This window comes from Micromonospora sp. NPDC093277, assembly GCF_044765245.1.
Lineage (GTDB): Bacteria > Actinomycetota > Actinomycetes > Mycobacteriales > Micromonosporaceae > Micromonospora.
The window spans coordinates 1-16,577 of record NZ_JBIWJO010000024.1 but is presented as its reverse complement, the minus strand read 5'-3'; the positions used below and the strand labels follow the sequence as shown (position 1 = coordinate 16,577).

Here is a 16,577-nt window from a genome sequence, read left to right as displayed (position 1 = left end):
TTCTATCGCTTCGCTCGAGAGGGCACCTCGCAGGTGAGATTACGGCATGACGCGCCGGTGGTGCGTGCCTCGTTCGATGATCCGAATCTGGTGTCGTGTGCCGGTCTGGTTCCGGTGATGCGCCTGGCCGAGCAGGCCGGCCTGCACGACGCGGTCACCGACCGGGTGCGGCTGCCGACGGACAAGGGCGCCAACCCTGGCGGGAAGGTCGCCACGATCGTGGCCGGGATGCTCGCCGGCGCGGACAGCATCGACGACCTCGACATCGCCCGACACGGTGGCATGCGGTCGCTGTTCACCGCCGTGTACGCGCCGTCGACGCTCGGGTCGTTCCTGCGCACGTTCACCCACGGACACGTACGGCAACTGCAGGCCGCCGCCCGTGACACCCTGATCGGCCTGGCCGGCCGGGCCCCGATCCTCGACGGCGCCGACGTGCTGACCTTTGTGGACGTCGACTCGATGCTGCGCCGTGTCTACGGCAAGCAGAAGCAGGGCATCGGGTTCGGCCACACCAAGGTCGGCGGCTACAACGTCTACCTGCGCGGCTATAACCCCCTGCTCGCCACCCTGTCCACACCGCTGTCGGCGCCGGTGATCGCCGCGACCCGCCTACGTTCGGGTAACGCCGGCTCGGCCCGCGGCGCGGCCAGCATGATCGCCGAAGCGATCACGACCGCCCGATCGTGCGGTGCGGCCGGGGAGATCGTGGTGCGAGCCGACTCGGCGTTCTACGCCAAGACCGTGATCAGCTGCTGCCGGCGCCGCAACGTCCGGTTCTCGGTCACCTGCCGCATCGACGTGAAGATCCGCGCTGCATGCGACAGCATCGCCGACGACCAGTGGGTCGACATCAAGTACCCGCAGGCCGTCTGGGACGAAGATGCCGGGCGGTGGATCTCCGACGCGCAGATCGCCGAAACCACGTACACCGCGTTCGCCGGCACCCGCCACCAGGTCACCGCCCGGCTGATCGTGCGCCGCATCCGCCGCGACGACCCGGCACAGATCCCCGGCCAAGACGAACTGCTACCGACCTACCGGTATCACGCCATGTTCACCGACAGCCCGTTCACGCTCGTGCAGGCCGAAGCCCAGCACCGCGGGCACGCGATCATCGAACAGGTCAACGCCGACCTGATCGCCGGACCACTCGCCCACCTGCCCTCCGGCCGGTTCGCCGCCAACAACGCCTGGCTGACCTGCGCCGCGATCGCCCACAACCTCACCCGCACCGCTGGACACCTGGCCGCAGACGCCTACCGCACCGTCCGGCCCGCCACGATCCGCACCCGACTCGTCAACGTCGCCGCCCGCCTCGCGCACCGGGCCCGCACCATCCACCTGCACCTACCCGACCACTGGCCCTGGCAAGCAGCGTTCGACAACCTGTTCACCGCCGTCCAGACCGCACCCGGCTGACCACACTCACCAGCAGAACCGGGCGGCCCGAACACAGGCCAAGATCCCCATCCACCGCTCGGCCCATACCCGGAGGTCAGCCAGGTACGAAGGGTAGCGCCAAGGTCATCGCAGGTGTCGACACCGCGATCCGTGCTGCTCTGGCCGATAAGCGGGTCGACGCCGCCCGAGTGGAGCGGATCCTGTTCGCGTTGACCGCGAACCGGGCGCTCAAGCCCTCGTCGAAGCTGGCCGCGACCGACTGGATCGCCCACGACGTGCACATCGACGGCCTGACCGACGCCGTATGGTTTCATGGGTGGGATGGAGCCTTTGACGGCGGTTGTCCTGTTGGCTGGGCGCTATGGCATCCAGCAGGTGGTGGCAGGGCTAACCGGCCGGCCGGATTTAGGTGGTCTGGCTGTCGAGCTGTTCGATGCGTTGTCAGCGGGCCAGGATCGGCTAAGTGGCCAGATCGCTGCGATCGAACAGCGCCTGAGTGGGATAGAAGAGCGGCTGGATCAGATCCTGGATCAGCGGTACACGTCGGCGGTTGGAGCGGGTCTGCGTTGCCTGGTCGACGCTGGCGGTAGCACTGACCCCGGCGCACGACAAGATGACCTGCTTGCGGCGCGTGGTCACTTTCGCCAGGCAAGCGGCGCTGCGTCGTCATCGCTGCAACGGGCGGCCGTTGAACGGTACCTAGTCCTGTGTGGTCTGGCGCTTGGTAGAGCGGATGTGGCCAGGACTGCCTGGCTGCAGCTCAACGGTGCGGTTACTATGGCGGCGCTCGAAGTGCAGGCTGCGTTCGATCGCGCTCCCAGCCCGCCGTTCGAGATGCTTCGGCATCTGCGTGCCAGTGAGTTCAGGCGCCAGCTCCCGGAGTGGCAGGAGCTGGTGGAACAGCGAGAGACGATCTGCAGCGGCATCGTGGAGGCTGCTTCGGTGGTCGAGGGCTTGCTTGCGGAGTCAGGTGTCCTAGGCCAGGCTGTAGGCGAACCACCGCCGCTTCCCGTTCGGAAGATCCTCTGGTATGGCGAGGCCGCGCCGCTATCGGAGCGTGCAGGGCGTTTGGTGGCAGACACCACCGCAGCCAGCAATCTTCGCGGGGTGCGGTGGGTTGTGGAGCACGGTGGTGTTGGCCCAGTCCGCGTTGGCGCCTTCGCCGTCACGTGGGAGGAGTTCGAGATTCTGCCGGTCAGGCCTGCCCCTTTCGGCAGTGCTTTCTACCCTGGCATCCTGTGGTCCGGCAGGCAGGTTCCCCCAACTCACCAGAAGCCCTCGCACGTCGTTGACGTACGTTTGAAGGCCAGTGTGGGTATCGACCCTCCACTGCCATGGCGAATTGTTGTAGCGGCCCGCACCCCGGTGGTTGCTCGCGACGACAGGCCGATGTCCTTCGGGGGCGCTGCAGGTCTCTCGACGGCCGGCGCCGTGGCCGATCCATCGCACGGGGTCGCGAGGCCTCGAGACGAGGATCGCCCTGTCTGGTCACTGCCAGCGGGAGAAAGCGGATGCGAGATCACCGCGACCTTGACGTTTCCGGCAGATGCGGACGGCGTTGTTGCCGGGACCGTTGAGGTCGAAGTTGGCGGCTTCGCCGTCCTCCGGCCGGTCCATCGTGGCAGCGGCGAGCCGCGCCCAGCCAAACGCTGACGGCTCCACCTCCTGGTCGATGGAGATGGGGTGAAAGAGGGAAAGAGCGGCCTGTTGCCGGCCAGGCTTCGGATGAGGCGCCCCGGCCCGGGGCCGCCCGGCAGGTTGGCTGTTCGGCTGCTGGGAGCGGCGCTGAGCCAGGGCCCGGATGTCTGAAGGCTTCGGGGCGCATCTGCCCGGATGGGATGCAAGGGCATTGATGGCCGGGCGGTTCCTAGGGGACATCGCCCAGTTGTGTATCGCCGGCTGGCGCGTTGCCGGGCAACAGCGCTGTATGCGGCGTGGGCGGACTCTGCTGGTGGCCCCCGCCGGCCTGCGGTCTCCGCAGGGTGGGCGTCGCCGCAGGTGGGGGCAGGTTCACCGTTCGGCGCGTGCGCGCCCCTGGTGGGTTCGGCTACGCGAGAGCGGCAGGCGAACCCACCGCGAATGTGGCGATGGGGTCAGCGGGGAGCACGGTGCCGGATGCGGCGCCGGCCGACGCCGACGGCGAGGGTGTGGGGGTCGACCATCACCCACTGCGCACCATCGAGGAGGCCTTGGGTGAGCAGGTCCATCAGCGGCGGCCTGGCACCGCCGAGCAGCGGCAGGGCGGGCGCGTCGTCTTTGTGCGGCAGCCGGTCGGCGGGAATGGTCATGCTGTTGTCCGCAGCGACCGACGGCGGCAGCATCTCGTAGGTGCAGTGGAGGCCGTTTCCGGCCAGCCGGGGCTTGCCGCCGTAGCGGTAGAGCCGCAGCGCCGGCGCATCCGATCGCGTCTCGCCGGCACGGGTAGGCACGTTCCGGTCGGCGTGGACGGCGTGCCGCGCCTGCGCGGCGACAGCCGGCAGGTCGAAGTACAGGAAGCGGGACATGGTGCTCCTTCCGGTTGGGATGCGGGTGAGAGAAGGACCCCATGGCTGGTCCGCCGCGCGAGGCGGCGTGACCAGCCATGGATCCGGGGTGCGACGGGTGGCAGTACGGGTCCCTTTGGGTGCGAGGGTGTGGTGTGCTCCCGGTCGGGCCTGCGGCTAGTCCTTTGGGTGCGGGGCGCTGCCGTAACGGCCCGTGCCTGCTTACGGGTGGTGCAGGTCGATGGCGAACAGCCGCTGCGAGTCGTCGAGCGACTCCAGGTATCGGGCTACTCTTTCCAGGTAGGTGATGCGGTCAGCGAAGAACATGCTTGCCGGCTGCATCCGGTCGCCGGCCTCGGCGAGGAAGGCGTCGGTGCACAGCGCCCAGAGGGCGTGGTAGTTGGCGTAGGCGGCGCCGCCGGCCTGGAATTTCTCCAGGTCACCCAGGTCGAGCTGACCCGGGCCGTGGGTGGCGGCGTTGTGCATCCGCATCGCCTGCACACGCGGCTGCCGGTGGAACTCGGCGGTCGCGACGTCCATCGGATAGTCCGACGGATCGGACAGGTGTCGCTGCAGGAAGCTCGCCCACACGGTGGCCGGCTTCGTGCCCGCAGTGGCGTGGTTCCACTGCTGGTGACGCACGGTGGCGCCGACGAAAGCTGCGTGGCGCATGCCGGCCAGGTCGAGCAGCCGGATTGGTCCTCCGGCGCAGTGCCGCGGTCCGGTCTTGGCCGGACGTAGGTCGATGAGCTGGCGACGCTGCCACACCCGCAGGGCCGGGATGGCCCAGTACCGCGGGCAGCCGGCGCCCGCCACGCCGAGGTGGCGTTCGAGGTTGCGGGTGCTGCCAAGTGCTGCGGCCAGCTCGTCGGAAACGGCCACGATCATGGTGCGAACGACTGCCTCCGGAATGACCTTTCTGGCCGGGGTGGCCTTACCGGTCGGGGTGGCCTGCGTAGCCGGAGTGGCCCGCTTCCGCCGCCCGGCGGTCCGGGCGGGGCCCGGCTTAGGGCTTGCAGATGAATAACACGTCGTCTTGATCATCTCGTGCTGGCTGGCTGGCGAGGAGGTCTGCCACCGGTCCCGGCGTGGCGACGGGCTCGATGTTGGTTCCGTGTTTTCAAGCATCTTCCGGAGCTACTTGAACGACCCGAACCAGTTCAAGAACGCCGCCGCGTTTCTCAGCTTCGCCGTCGAGCAGCTCACCGACCTCATCGAGGGCGCGGGCTGGGAGCGGGAGTATCCCCGTGACGTCTGGCAGTTGCGCCGCCTCGGCTACATCCCCGCCGCCGCGTCACGGCAACTCAACTTCACCGACATCCAGCAGCGCTGGCTCGTCGACTGCGCGAAGCGGTGGCTGCACTGGCGGCTGACCGTCGAGGAAAAGTCGATCAACACCGTGTCGGCCGATCTGCTGGCGCTGCGCTGACTCTCGGCCTTCCTGACCGCGACCGGGCAAGCGCGCTACTCGATCCGCCAGCTCAAACGCCCAGTACTGGAGCAGCACATCGCCTGGCTGCACCAGCAACGGCAGCTCGGCAGCAGCGCCACCATCCGCGACAGCATCAGTGCGTTGGCGGTCTTCCTCCGGGCGTTGCAGGACCACGAGGACTGGGCGCCCGAGCTGCCCCGAAACGCCGTCATCTACGCCTCGGACTACCCGCGAACGATCCCGCTGCGCGCCCGCGGCCTCAACGCCCACATCATGACCCAGGTCCGCGCGCACCTGCCCCGCTGCCCCAACCCGACGGCCGATTCCTGACGGAGCTGATGCTGGCCACCGGGCTGCGCGTCGGTGACGCCTGCGCGCTCGGCTACGACCCGATCGTCCGCGACCGTGACGACAACCCGTACGTCCGGTACTGGAACCACAAGATGCGCCGCGAAGCCTACGTCCCCATCAGCGCGGCGACGCTCGACAAGATCCGTGAACAACAGGCCAGGGTGCGCGAGCAGTACCCGGCGGAGACAGCGGCATACCTCAGTAAGCCAGCTCCCCGGGCCCTGCCCGTTGACGGGTTGCGACTGGTGCCCGCGAACATGCTGAACCCCCACGGACTTCTCCCGTTCCGACGCAGCACCTACAACCTGCAGCTGCAGGCGTGGGTCGCGCAGTGCGGCATCACCGACGAAGCCGGGCGTCCCGCCCACATCACGGCGCACCAGTGGCGGCACACGTTCGCCACCACCCTGGTCAACCGCGGCGTCCGCCTCGAAGTCGTCAAACAGCTGCTCGACCACGCCAGCCTCGAGATGGCGTCCCACTACGCCCGACTGCTGGACACCACCATCCGCGCCGAATGGGACGCCGCCCGCGACAACGACGACGACCTGCAGCATCTACTACCGGCGGACGTCGCGTGGGCGAACCGGTCACGCACCGCCCTACCGAACGGACACTGCGGACTTCCGCGCCAGCAGACCTGCGACCACTCCAACAAGTGCCTGACCTGCCCCGTCTTCATCACCACCAGTGAAGACCTGCCTGCGCACGAGGCGCACCGCCACCGCACGCTGACGCTCATCGCCCAACTCGAGGCCCGAGGGCAGACCAAGCTAGCCGACCAGAACCGGCTCGTACTCGAGCAACTCGACACGCGCATCGCGCAGATCAAGCAGGCAATCGCCATGGGCACCGTGAATCGCGATGCCAGCTGACGCAACAGATACGCTCATTTCGGCGGCGCGCCGGCGACACGAGCAAACCCTCGCCCGGGCCCGCACGGCACTGCGCCAGTTCGAAGCCACCGGCGAGCCCGTCACCTACGCCAAGGTCGCTGCGGCGGCGAAGGTCAGCCGGGCCTGGCTATACAGCCAGCCTGACATCCGAGAAGCAGTGGAACGGCTACGCGATACCAACAACCGCTCCACCAGCGTCGCCATCCCCACCCGCCAACGCACCAGCGAGTCCAGCCTGGTCCGCCGCCTTGAGGCGGCGCACCGCCGCAACCAGGAACTCACCCGGCAAGTCGCCGAACTTCGAGAGCAGCTTGCCGCTGCGCACGGGGCATTGCGCGACAGCCGTGTCGGACGAACCACACAAACGTGATGAGCACGTTTCACTTACGCACCCAGCACTGCGTCGGCTCGGGTGGGACTGTTCGACCAGTTTCACCTGATCACGGCGACGGTGTGCCTGCCTGGGCCAACCGGCATGCCACCGCCCACCCGTTGACGACGTCCAGTACATGCCGGTGAGGGCCTTGATCGCGACGATGCTGGCTACGTCGATCCTGCTTGAAGTGCAGGAGTCGACGGCTGCGGAGATCGGCGATGCGGCCGGTGAGGTCGAGTGCCGGTTCTCGGTCGAGTTGACCGCCTCTTCAGTCGTCCTGGCCACAGGGGGTGGCCAGCCTCAGTGGATCTCGCTTCGCCGGGGAGCCTCGGGGGCCTCACTGGCTGCGCCGTTTGGAAATTTCCATAGCCGGCTATAACATTGCCGGCTATGGAGCAAATCGACGTCTTGGCGATCTGCGGGAGCACCCGGGAGGAGTCCCTCAACCGGGCGCTCCTGCGGGCCGCGCAGGATCTGGCTGGTGACCCGTTCAAGGTGGAGGTGTGGGACGACTACGCCCACCTTCCCCGCGTTGACGCGACTCGCGGGCAACCGTTCCCGGCGACCGTCAGCGCGCTGCGCGAACGCGTTTCGGCCGCTGACGTTCTGCTGTTGGTGACACCTGAACTGAACCGCAGCATCCCGGGCGGCCTGAAAGACGTGGTCGACTGGCTGTCAATCCTGGCACCGCCTCGGCCGCTGGTCGGCAAGCCGGTGGCACTGATGAGCGCATCGCCGCAGAGGTTCGGTGGCGTCTTCGCCCAGCTGCAACTGGCCGAGTTCCTGCATCGTGCTGGCGCCGAGGTCATCACCGATCTCAACGTGGCAATCGGCTCCGCGCATAGCTACCTCGACAACAACGGCACTCTCGTCGGCGAGGACCCTCTGCGTCAGATCTCCGAACTGTGGCAGCGGGTGCTGAGCCGAGTTAGCGACACCCACCAGCTGGCCTCGACATGACCGCTGGCCGCGAGATCGCCGCGGCCACGGGTCCCGTCGGCTACGCGCTTGCCCTGGCCACCAGAGCACACCGCAACGAGATGCAGCACCGGATGACACAACTGGGTCTGCACTTGGGCCAGGAACTCCTCATCATCGACATTCATCAGCATCCGGGCACCACCCAGGCGGAACTGGTCGGGCGCATCGGCATGGAACAACCAACCATTGCCAAGGCGACCACCCGCATGGAGCGCACCGGATTCGTCAAACGCACTCCCGACCCGCATGACCGCCGGGTGATCCGGCTACGGCTCACCGAACAGGGCCAAGCCGTGGTCGAGGCCATCCTCGCCGCCTGGGCGGATGCCGAAGCCGCAGCCACGAACGGACTCACCCAGTCCGAGACCGAACAGCTCACCCGCCTGTTGCAAAAGATCCACGACAACCTCACCTGAACAGCGCAAGCTCATCAACCACGGGAGAACCATGGAACTCGGTCTGGCCGGCAAGGTCGTACTGGTAACCGGCGCCAGCTCAGCCATTGGCAAGGCCACCGCGCTGGCCTTCGCCGACGAGGAAGCACAGATCGCCGTCGGCTACCACACCAACCGGGAAGCGGCCAACGAAACCGTCGCGATGGCTCAACAGCGCGGCGCGCACGCGATGGCCTGGCCACTCGACCTTGGCCAACCCGACTCGCTACAGGCGGCGGTCGAAAACGCCCGGCGCGAACTCGGCCCGGTCGACGTCCTGGTCAACAATGCCGTGCAGTGGCCGTCCTGGCCGGACCCAGGCGAACTGTTCGAGACCGCGCCGCCCCAACGCGTCATCTCATCGGTCAACGCCAACCTCGTCGGCCCCTACCTCCTGGCCCGCGCGGTCGTCGGTGACATGCGTGAACGCGGTTGGGGCCGCATCGTCAACGTCTCCACCGGCCTGGTCGAAGATGGCTTCCCCGGCAACGTGTCCTACGTCGCCGCGAAGGCAGGGCTGCACGGTCTCACCCGTGTCATGTCCCGGGAACTGGCCGCCGCCGGCATCCTCACCAACGTCGTCATGCCCGGCTTCACCCCCGCCGACAAGCAGATGCCACCGCAACTCATCGACAAAGCCCGAGAAGCCGCCGCAACCCGGCAGGTCACCCACCCCGACGACGTCGCCCGCATGATCGTCTTCCTCTGCTCCGCAGCCAACACCAACACCACCGGCGAAGCCATCCGCACCGACGGCCACTTCCTCAGCCCAGGCTGACCACCACCGGATTTGAGACCCCTCACCACCCAAACAAAGCCAACTCCACTGAGACCACAAACGTAATCAATCAGTAAAGCTGGCCTCACTTGAGGTCAACCAGCACAGGCCGCCAAGCGCCCCCAGGATCATCCCTGGGGGCGCTCCGCTTGCGTGCCGGACGCCTCGCCCGACTTGTGGCAGCGATACCTTGCCATCATCTTCGACGGCCTACGCCCAGAAGGCGCCCACCCGCTGCCCCACCCGCCGCCGGCCGCTCCTTGACGCCCCAACACCGGGTCGGACCACCGCTACCTGCTGACGCCTCTGGCAGCTGCTCGGTGCTCACATGGGAGCGGGAACTTCGGCCGCAGCTGCTTGAGTAGATTGACAGGCGCCGTCATGGACATGTCCACGATGCAACATCGCGGGAAGAACCCACTAGCCGATTAGCTGACCCAAGATAAACGGTGAGCTTATCGTCTGGGAACGCGGCCGCACCAACTTCGCGCTCCTGCAACGCCGGGTCACCGCCGGCCGCAACCTGCTGCGCCTGACACACGAACACCCCGCCCACTACGTGCTGTTCGACCTGCTCGCCGACGCTGGCGGGCAGGTGCTGCTCCAGCAGCCGCTGTCGCAGCGCCGGAGCCGGTTGGAACGGCTCCTCGACGGTGCGCCGGCGCAGCTCACCGTGACTCCGCAGACGGCTGACATGCGGCAGGTGGCGGACTGGCTGCTGCACTGGACTACCGAGGCGGGCATCGAGGGTGTGGTGTCCAAGCGGCTCGGGTCCAGGTACGAGCCGGGCAGGCGCGGCTGGTGGAAGTTCCGGACCCGGATCGTCACCGAGGCGATCGTCGGCGGAGTGACCGGCAGTATCCGCAACCCGGACACGGTGCTGCTCGGACGGTTCGACCGGCGGCAGCGGCTACGGTACACCGGACGCACCCATCCGCTGACCGAAAGTCAGCGCCTGGAACTCGCGGCGCTGCTGTCTCCCCCTGCGTCCTGCGCCACCACGCGGCGCCGTAGTCCACCCGTGGCCGCAGCCGCTGCCCGCATCCTGGTCCGGCCAGTTCGACCGGCCCGACCCACTGCGATACCTACAGGTAGACCCCACCGTAGTCGTCGAGATCGACGCGGACGTGGCGTTCGAACACCAACGGTGGAGGCACCGCGTCCGCCTAGCCCGCACCAAGCCGGACATGTCCGTCTACGACGTGCCGCTGCTACTCGGCGAGGAACAGGGCTACTTCGACGACCTGGAATAGCCACGCTGCAGGGATCTAGGGCACATGGGAGGAGGGGCCGATCGGTGGAATGCGCCCAACGCCGCCGCGTCGCAGTCGAGGATCAGAGCGTGTGGTCGAAGAGCGACGTTCCGTGCGTGGGAGGACCGGTGGACGGCCGATCCCTCCTGGTACCGGTCGACGACGACGGCACGCCGCCCGAAACGATCGATCAGACCTGGTTGTGGATCGAATACGGCGGCGAGTTGCTCGACGCGGACGTCAACGGCGTATACGGATTGGAATCAATCGCTGGCAGGGGCCCGCCGTGGGTGTACGTATGGACACCGGGTCCACAGTCGTCGAAGTAAACGAGCGGCACAGCTTGCGCCCGGATTCAGCGAGACCCACAGGAATCGCCACCGCAGCGGATCCCGTCGCCCCTGCAAGCCGGCGTCGCCTGTATGCCGTACCCGCCTCCACCCGATAGCGCGCCCAGCAGAGGTAGCGGCACTTCCCCTCCAGGTTCATCAGGAGCCGATGAGGCCCGGTAGGTCCCGGGAGCCTCGTCGGCGGCTGGCGGTGCGTTACGGCTACGGCTGGATGAAGAGTGGTCGGCGGCGCGACGCCTGTTCGGGATCGGCGTGAAGGTGCCGACGCCAACCGAGAGATGACGACCAGAAGCGGTCGGCACCCTCGGAGAAGGCCACGAGCCGACGATCTGGATACCGGTTGCGGAGGAGGTCGATGACAGCACGGCCGACGCCGCGGCCACGGCGATCGATGCGCACCTCAATTAACTGGATTTCGAGTGCGATGGCTCCAAGTGGCGGAACATCGGCGTACTCATCGATTTCCGACCTCGTCGTCCAGACGGACCCGCGCGACCTCGTTGTGGTTCTCCAGGAATCGCAGAAAGGTGCTCGTGGAATGGGAATAGACGGGGCCGCGGTACCACCATTGGTCGCTGAATCCGAGACCTGCTTCCTCGTACGTGAACGGGAACCAAGCCCGCTCGCCCACAGGACGATCGATCTCAACCAAAGTGAGGCTCATACCGCAATTCTGCACCGCTGCGGGCCCCGTCGAGAGCCTGCCCATCCGTTGATGCCGCCGTCTCCGCACCGCTGGCCGCCCCCCGTAACTGGGAGCCACGGAATGCCGGATAGTCGGCGTCGCAGTGATCCCCCGGACCTCCAGCGTGGCGCCCACACTCCACGACGGGCCCGACCCGCGTTACATCCTGCTGGTCCTCGCCCGTCCTGCGCGAACACCACGTCACTGCCAGGTTCTCTTGGTCGGCGAAAACGCCCCCACCCATCCCGACATCGCCTGGGCGATCGTGGCCGACGGGCACAGCTTCTGGGCGACCACAGGTGAATCCGGCGTCGGGGCGGGCTCGGTAGGGCAGCTACGGCAGCTCGTCGGTGCGGGGCGTGCGTACCACGTCCACGTACCGTGGATGGCTCGCTCCGTAGATGGCGAAGTTCAGCTGGGCGTCGCTCAGACTGATGTCCCCGTTGGGACCGCTGGCGGCCGTGCCGGCGTCCGCACCTCGTTGTCCGTCGTCGGTCCAGAAACACACCGGGCAGGTGGTGCAGCCGGTCCGGTAGCCGCAGCAGGGACACCGACCGATGGCGTGCGGACTCACACCGGCAAGCCTCCCACGACGGCCCACGCCTCAGCATGGGCTGAACGGGTGCCCCCAATCGGGCCGGTCGCCACTGGCGCCAACGCAGATGTTGCCACCAGGGCAAGGGCTCACACCCCGCCGCGATCAGCGTGTGGGCGGCATCGGCGCCGAGATGGGCGCGGTGCGCCAGGCCGGCGTACTCGGCGCGCAGCAACGGGCATGGCAAGTCCTCCCTAGTAAGGGTCGAGGTGTGGGCGGCTGCGCCTCTGGTGCTGTCGCTGCGCGGGGCCGGGATGCCGTATCCCACGTGAGGGCCCATGGCCCGGGGTGATCCTGGGCGTGTCCCGGCCCCCGTCTGAGCGGCCCGCCGTGCTGCGGCTACGGGGCGGGCCTGGGCGGTCAGGAGGACGCCGGGGTGCCGTTGCCCGCGCGAGGGCTCACGGCCCGGGGTGATCCTGGGCATGTCCCAGCGTCCACCTGACCGGGCTGGTCACCGCCTGGGTCGGGTTGCGGTTGCGGCTGTGGGAAGGCGCGGCTCTCGTCGTAGTGGATCCCGTGGCGCAGGCAGTGATGCAGGCTTCCGAGCAGGTGGGCGTAGATCCGTCGCAGCGCCGCCGCGTGACGGTCGCCCGCGTCACGGCGGCGGTCATAGAGGGCTCGCGCCCCAGGGGAACGGGTCAGCGCCGAGAACGCCCACAAGTGGCCGCTCTCGGCCAGGATCGGGTTTGCCTTGCGGCGGTGGCTGGCCCGATAGGAGGTGCCGCTTGCCCAGGTGATCGGTGTCGCGGCGCAAAACGCGCGCAGGCTACGGGCGGTCGGGAACCGCTGCGGGTCGTCGCCGAGTTCACCGAGCAGCCGCGCGGCCAGCAGCGGTCCCAGGCCGGGAAACGAGCGGTAGATCGGCGTGTGCGGATGGTCTGCGAGCATGGGCTCGAGGTGGTCCCACAGGGTCTGCGCGCTGGCGGCCGTCGCGTTGTACTGGGTCAGCAGGGCTGAGACCTGCCGGCCCAGCGCCTCCTCCACCCCGGCGGGCTGGCGTAAGGCCCGTGCCCGGATCGACGCGGTGCCGCTGTGCACGACCACGCGCGGTAACCCGTTCACCGATAGGACGTGGTCGCGGGAGCGGGCCGACTGGCGTGATGCGGCTGGCTGGCCGAAAGGTGCGGCTGGTGTGTCGGTCAGGTGGCCGAGCAAGCTCCGGACATCGAATCCGCCGTAGGCAGTGACAATCCCAGGGGCTCACTCAACATCTCCATCATCAGGTGCGTTACCCAGTCGAGGTAGTCCTTCAGCTGCCGCGCCATGGTCACGCGATCACGACAGTGCCGAGCACACCCAGCGCCGGACGGCTTCCAGACCATCGAGGTCGCTGACACCGCCGCCGCGAGGCCGCCCATCAAGCATCGCGTGCAGCCTTCTGCCGCAAGCAGTTCTCTCTCATTGCCGCGCGCGCTCGTAACGTGCATACCGATGGCCACGCCACGCGGCGGGGGTTCGGCGTGGACATGAGGTTCAAGAAGCGCTGAAGGATGGTGCAGAGCCACGTGCTAAACCCCAGGTCGGGGCCGCAATCCGGCAGGCGTCGGAGCCCGCATACTGGCACCGCTGGTTCGCACCGAACCTCACGGTCAATTCGGACCAAGCCATGGAGCTACCACATTTGGGCAAGTCAACGGCCCCGATGACGAGGCATGCATATGCCTAAATGAACTTGGTGGACCCCATTCTTGGCAGAATCCGAACCACATTCCAGTAGCTCAGGGCCCGATCGTAACGGTTCCACCGGCACGTAGGCGCACGGTCCGACACGGCCAGTCGGCGTAAGGCGACAGGCAGTCACCTCGATCCACCGTCAGCCCCTCCACCTGATCAACTCACGGCACGCCCGGCTGCCCAGACGGCCATTACGGCAGGCGGCGAAGCGCATGGCTGGATCCGGCAGAGTGGCGACGGATCCAGCCGATCAACGCTCCCGCGCCAGGCTTACCGACGCGCAAAGGACAAATATGTCACTTTTCCACTAGCTCTATCGACACGAAGCCAAAGATTGCCACCTCGATAACTGGCATTAGTACGCAAGTGGTAGTGACGGAAATCCTTCCTCACCGCTACTGGCTGGGTCCATTCATACCCGCTCTCGATGCAGTGTCGCTGGCCGATTTCGAGCGCCTCATCAAGGGAGATGCCTCCGCATCGACGACCCAACAGGCTGAAAACCAATCCATCTATCCCTTCACGGCGGCATCCGGGCCAGCCGGTCGGCCAGGGCCGCACCGATCGCGAAGCCTGACGGAACCCGCAGCGGTCACCCACGTCGGCGCGCGGCTGCTCGGTCAGCGTCCAGAACTCACTCTCCCGCACGTTGAAAGCGTGTCATGATCGTCCACCGAACCAGTCCAGCGACCTTCCGGGCCATCCGCACGAGGTGGCAACCCGGACAACACCCCGGAGCGGACTCCGGCCGAGTTCACCGCGCGGGCGGGCGCCAAACGCGGCATGAGCGCGCACATGCCGCTGTGCTCGTTCAGTCATCGGCGGCCCCTGGCATCCGCGGACCGTCCAGGGCATGGGGCACCGAAAAGGGATCCGCGGGAAGGAAGCAGCCGTAGTCCTGCAGCGGCTGCGGATCGTCGAGCATGACTTGTTGCAGCCAGCCGGCGGGCGACAGCCCATCCGGCCTGTCGCTGACCCGTATGCCAGGCAACGGTCCACCGATGCCACCGGATTCGCCGTCCAAGGCGTCGGCGGCGAGCGCTCCGTCCCGATCCAGCAGTGCATGTACAGCGTCGTAGACGTCGGCCACCGCCTCGGCTGCCTCGGCGTCGGTCAGACCCGGATTGCGGTCGTGTGGAGCCAGTGATCGACCGGGCCATGCAGGTGCTGCAGATCAAGGGAATGACCGAGACGCTGCCCGGCGTCGGCGTATTCGTCGCTGAGTAGATCCCATGGACGCCAGCTGGCCGCAGGCAGGATCTTGACCCCTCGTTTGTAAGCTCTGTGCAGGTCATCCGGCGGCGTCCGTCCGCGTGTGTGACCTGGGGCGATCGTCTGCACTCGTCCGCCAGCGGGCGTCCTCGTCTAGGCCGGTTGCTGTCGCCATAGCTGTCGACAGCCACCGGCTGGATCCTGTGCTTGACTTGGCGTCCCCCCATTCAAGGAGCGGCGTGAGGTTGCTGCACGCGTTATGGAACATCGGTGCGCCACTGGTCGGCCTCGCAGTCATGATCGCCTCGGCCATTGGCGCTCGTAGGCGTCACCTTGCACGAGCTGCTGTCGATACACGGCCTTGGCCAAGCTTGCCCGACGGCACAATGGCAGTCGAGATGCCGCTATTAGGCAAGGGTGTCACAAACGCGACTATTGTCCGGCTCATGAAGCGCCTGGGCGACCCGGTACAGGTCGGTGACGTGGCAGCGGAAGTGTCAACCGACAAGGTCGACACCGAGATCCCAGCGACCACCGCCGGAACTGTCGCGGCTGTATTCGTTCGCGATGGCGATGACGTTCCGGTTGGATTTCCGCTACTCGCCGTGAGTCCATCAGCCGTGCTGCCACATCTAGCCGACGACCCACCCTCAGCTTGGGAATCGGGTTGATCTGCACTGTGAGTAGCACGCTGGCCGCCAAGTGAGCACGGAGCGTTCACGCTACGGGTAGCGAGACGCCGTTGTAGGCCGGTGTTGGCCCCTGCGTCGGGCATGCATCGGGCACGACGCTCTGTCCCCTGTCTGCTACCGCTGTGCGCGGCCGTGTTAGCTCATCTCGGCCGTGTTTGATCTGATAAGGGCATGGCAGACTGGTCCCGCCTTGAGCACGCCTACGGCCCGGCCGACGATCTTCCCGAGCTCTTCGCCGCAACAACCGGGCCGCACGAACACCAGGCGTGGCAGAGGCTGTGGGCGAGTCTCTGCCATCAGGGCTCTCTCTACTCGGCCAGTCTTGCAGCGCTTCCGTATCTTGCCGAGCTAGCCGCTGCCAGGCCGCCCAGCTTTCGGGATCAGCCGCTCCTCCTGGCTGGAGCGATCCTGGACGAGTTCCAGTCCGATGACCCAATTCGGAAAACGCACGCACAAACCATCAGTCTGCTTGCGAAACTGACTGATGAGAGACTGGAATCACCTGCACCTCGCATTGAGCAGCAGGATTTCGTGTGGCTTCTGGCCGCGCTGTTAACGTTCGAGCGGGGAGGGGAATGGAGCGGCTTCGCCAGCTGCCTTGGTGAGGACGCTAGCCACTTTGTCACCTCGTGCCCCGGCTGCGACAAAAGACTGTTCATCGCGATCGACTCAAACGTCACACCAACCGGGATGGCACTAGACCACATCAACCGCGTCGGCGTCCTTGCCGACCCCGTAGTGGTGAAGCCACTCGATGACTTGGGCACCCGCTTACGCCGGCTAGCGATCAAGGCGCGCCAGATGGAGGTCGCAGCGCGGGTGTCCTACCTGTTCGGCGAAAGCGGCTGTCCCGTGTGCGGCAAACGCTTCAGGGTGCCGGATACAGTGAGCCATTCCGTGCAAGCGGGTGGTAGCAGTCAGTAGCCGCCTGGGATGCCGGGAAGGCGTGAGACGCGCCAGATCAGGTCCGGTACGAAGAGA

At 67.1% G+C, this 16,577-nt stretch carries 18 protein-coding genes and 1 pseudogene; 13 read left to right on the top strand and 6 right to left on the bottom strand.

Features of this window, described 5'->3' with window-relative positions:
* The first annotated feature begins 33 nt into the window (after positions 1-33).
* Entirely contained in the window at positions 34-1,422 is a 1,389-nt protein-coding gene (locus ACIRG9_RS30795) for an IS1380 family transposase (RefSeq protein ID WP_402863782.1), read from the top strand.
* Between the two features lie 303 nt (positions 1,423-1,725).
* Positions 1,726-3,057: a hypothetical protein gene (locus ACIRG9_RS30790; RefSeq protein ID WP_402863779.1), complete on the top strand. Its 1,332-nt coding sequence runs from the start codon at positions 1,726-1,728 to the stop codon at positions 3,055-3,057.
* Between the two features lie 440 nt (positions 3,058-3,497).
* On the opposite strand, the gene ACIRG9_RS30785 is transcribed toward ACIRG9_RS30790, so the two are convergent.
* Both ACIRG9_RS30785 and ACIRG9_RS30780 read right to left on the bottom strand, forming a co-directional pair.
* The gene (locus tag ACIRG9_RS30785; RefSeq protein WP_402863776.1) at positions 3,498-3,908 is read right to left on the bottom strand and encodes a hypothetical protein; all 411 of its coding nucleotides are present in this window, start codon (positions 3,906-3,908) and stop codon (positions 3,498-3,500) included.
* Between the two features lie 201 nt (positions 3,909-4,109).
* Complete coding sequence (locus ACIRG9_RS30780; RefSeq protein WP_402863773.1) at positions 4,110-4,775, bottom strand: hypothetical protein; 666 nt, start codon at positions 4,773-4,775, stop codon at positions 4,110-4,112.
* A 253-nt stretch (positions 4,776-5,028) separates the two neighbouring features.
* On the opposite strand from ACIRG9_RS30780, the gene ACIRG9_RS30775 reads away from it, so the two are divergent.
* From ACIRG9_RS30775 to ACIRG9_RS30735, 9 genes and pseudogenes are all read left to right on the top strand, one after another.
* Positions 5,029-5,316 carry a hypothetical protein gene (locus tag ACIRG9_RS30775; RefSeq protein ID WP_402863770.1) on the top strand — a complete coding sequence of 96 codons (288 nt, stop codon included), beginning with the start codon at positions 5,029-5,031 and terminating at the stop codon, positions 5,314-5,316.
* A gap of 144 nt (positions 5,317-5,460) precedes the next feature.
* A complete protein-coding gene (locus ACIRG9_RS30770; protein ID WP_402863767.1) occupies positions 5,461-5,649 on the top strand; it encodes a hypothetical protein in 189 nt (62 codons plus the stop codon).
* A gap of 8 nt (positions 5,650-5,657) precedes the next feature.
* Positions 5,658-6,545 (top strand): tyrosine-type recombinase/integrase, encoded by an 888-nt coding sequence (locus ACIRG9_RS30765; protein WP_402863764.1) that lies wholly within the window; start codon positions 5,658-5,660, stop codon positions 6,543-6,545.
* Positions 6,535-6,936 (top strand): DUF6262 family protein, encoded by a 402-nt coding sequence (locus ACIRG9_RS30760; RefSeq protein ID WP_402863761.1) that lies wholly within the window; start codon positions 6,535-6,537, stop codon positions 6,934-6,936. The genes ACIRG9_RS30765 and ACIRG9_RS30760 overlap by 11 nt, the downstream gene beginning before the upstream one ends.
* 396 nt (positions 6,937-7,332) lie before the next feature.
* Positions 7,333-7,902, top strand: coding sequence for an NADPH-dependent FMN reductase (locus ACIRG9_RS30755; RefSeq protein ID WP_402863758.1), 570 nt, complete (start codon positions 7,333-7,335; stop codon positions 7,900-7,902).
* On the top strand, positions 7,899-8,339 hold the full coding sequence (locus tag ACIRG9_RS30750; protein ID WP_402863755.1) for a MarR family winged helix-turn-helix transcriptional regulator: 441 nt from the start codon (positions 7,899-7,901) through the stop codon (positions 8,337-8,339). Before ACIRG9_RS30755 ends, ACIRG9_RS30750 begins: the two co-directional genes overlap by 4 nt.
* Before the next feature lie 31 nt (positions 8,340-8,370).
* On the top strand, positions 8,371-9,135 hold the full coding sequence (locus ACIRG9_RS30745; protein WP_402863752.1) for an SDR family NAD(P)-dependent oxidoreductase: 765 nt from the start codon (positions 8,371-8,373) through the stop codon (positions 9,133-9,135).
* A 442-nt stretch (positions 9,136-9,577) separates the two neighbouring features.
* Positions 9,578-9,886 (top strand): annotated as a pseudogene (locus ACIRG9_RS30740) (ATP-dependent DNA ligase); the annotation flags it as partial.
* Between the two features lie 376 nt (positions 9,887-10,262).
* The gene (locus tag ACIRG9_RS30735; RefSeq protein WP_402863749.1) at positions 10,263-10,388 is read left to right on the top strand and encodes a hypothetical protein; all 126 of its coding nucleotides are present in this window, start codon (positions 10,263-10,265) and stop codon (positions 10,386-10,388) included.
* Positions 10,389-11,192: 804 nt separating this feature from the next.
* On the opposite strand, the gene ACIRG9_RS30730 is transcribed toward ACIRG9_RS30735, so the two are convergent.
* The 4 genes from ACIRG9_RS30730 to ACIRG9_RS30715 all read right to left on the bottom strand — a co-directional run bounded on the left by ACIRG9_RS30730 (position 11,193) and on the right by ACIRG9_RS30715 (position 14,782).
* The gene (locus tag ACIRG9_RS30730; RefSeq protein WP_402863746.1) at positions 11,193-11,402 is read right to left on the bottom strand and encodes a hypothetical protein; all 210 of its coding nucleotides are present in this window, start codon (positions 11,400-11,402) and stop codon (positions 11,193-11,195) included.
* Positions 11,403-11,757: 355 nt separating this feature from the next.
* Positions 11,758-11,997: a CPCC family cysteine-rich protein gene (locus tag ACIRG9_RS30725; RefSeq protein ID WP_402863743.1), complete on the bottom strand. Its 240-nt coding sequence runs from the start codon at positions 11,995-11,997 to the stop codon at positions 11,758-11,760.
* A 381-nt stretch (positions 11,998-12,378) separates the two neighbouring features.
* A complete protein-coding gene (locus ACIRG9_RS30720; RefSeq protein WP_402863740.1) occupies positions 12,379-13,062 on the bottom strand; it encodes a transposase in 684 nt (227 codons plus the stop codon).
* Between the two features lie 1,441 nt (positions 13,063-14,503).
* Positions 14,504-14,782, bottom strand: a complete 279-nt coding sequence (locus ACIRG9_RS30715) for a hypothetical protein (protein ID WP_402863737.1) — start codon at positions 14,780-14,782, stop codon at positions 14,504-14,506.
* 418 nt (positions 14,783-15,200) lie between these two features.
* Here ACIRG9_RS30715 and ACIRG9_RS30710 point away from each other — a divergent pair, with 418 nt between their 5' ends.
* Both ACIRG9_RS30710 and ACIRG9_RS30705 read left to right on the top strand, forming a co-directional pair.
* Positions 15,201-15,575 (top strand): biotin/lipoyl-containing protein, encoded by a 375-nt coding sequence (locus tag ACIRG9_RS30710; RefSeq protein WP_402863825.1) that lies wholly within the window; start codon positions 15,201-15,203, stop codon positions 15,573-15,575.
* A gap of 192 nt (positions 15,576-15,767) precedes the next feature.
* Positions 15,768-16,520 (top strand): hypothetical protein, encoded by a 753-nt coding sequence (locus tag ACIRG9_RS30705; protein ID WP_402863734.1) that lies wholly within the window; start codon positions 15,768-15,770, stop codon positions 16,518-16,520.
* Positions 16,521-16,577 lie beyond the last annotated feature (57 nt).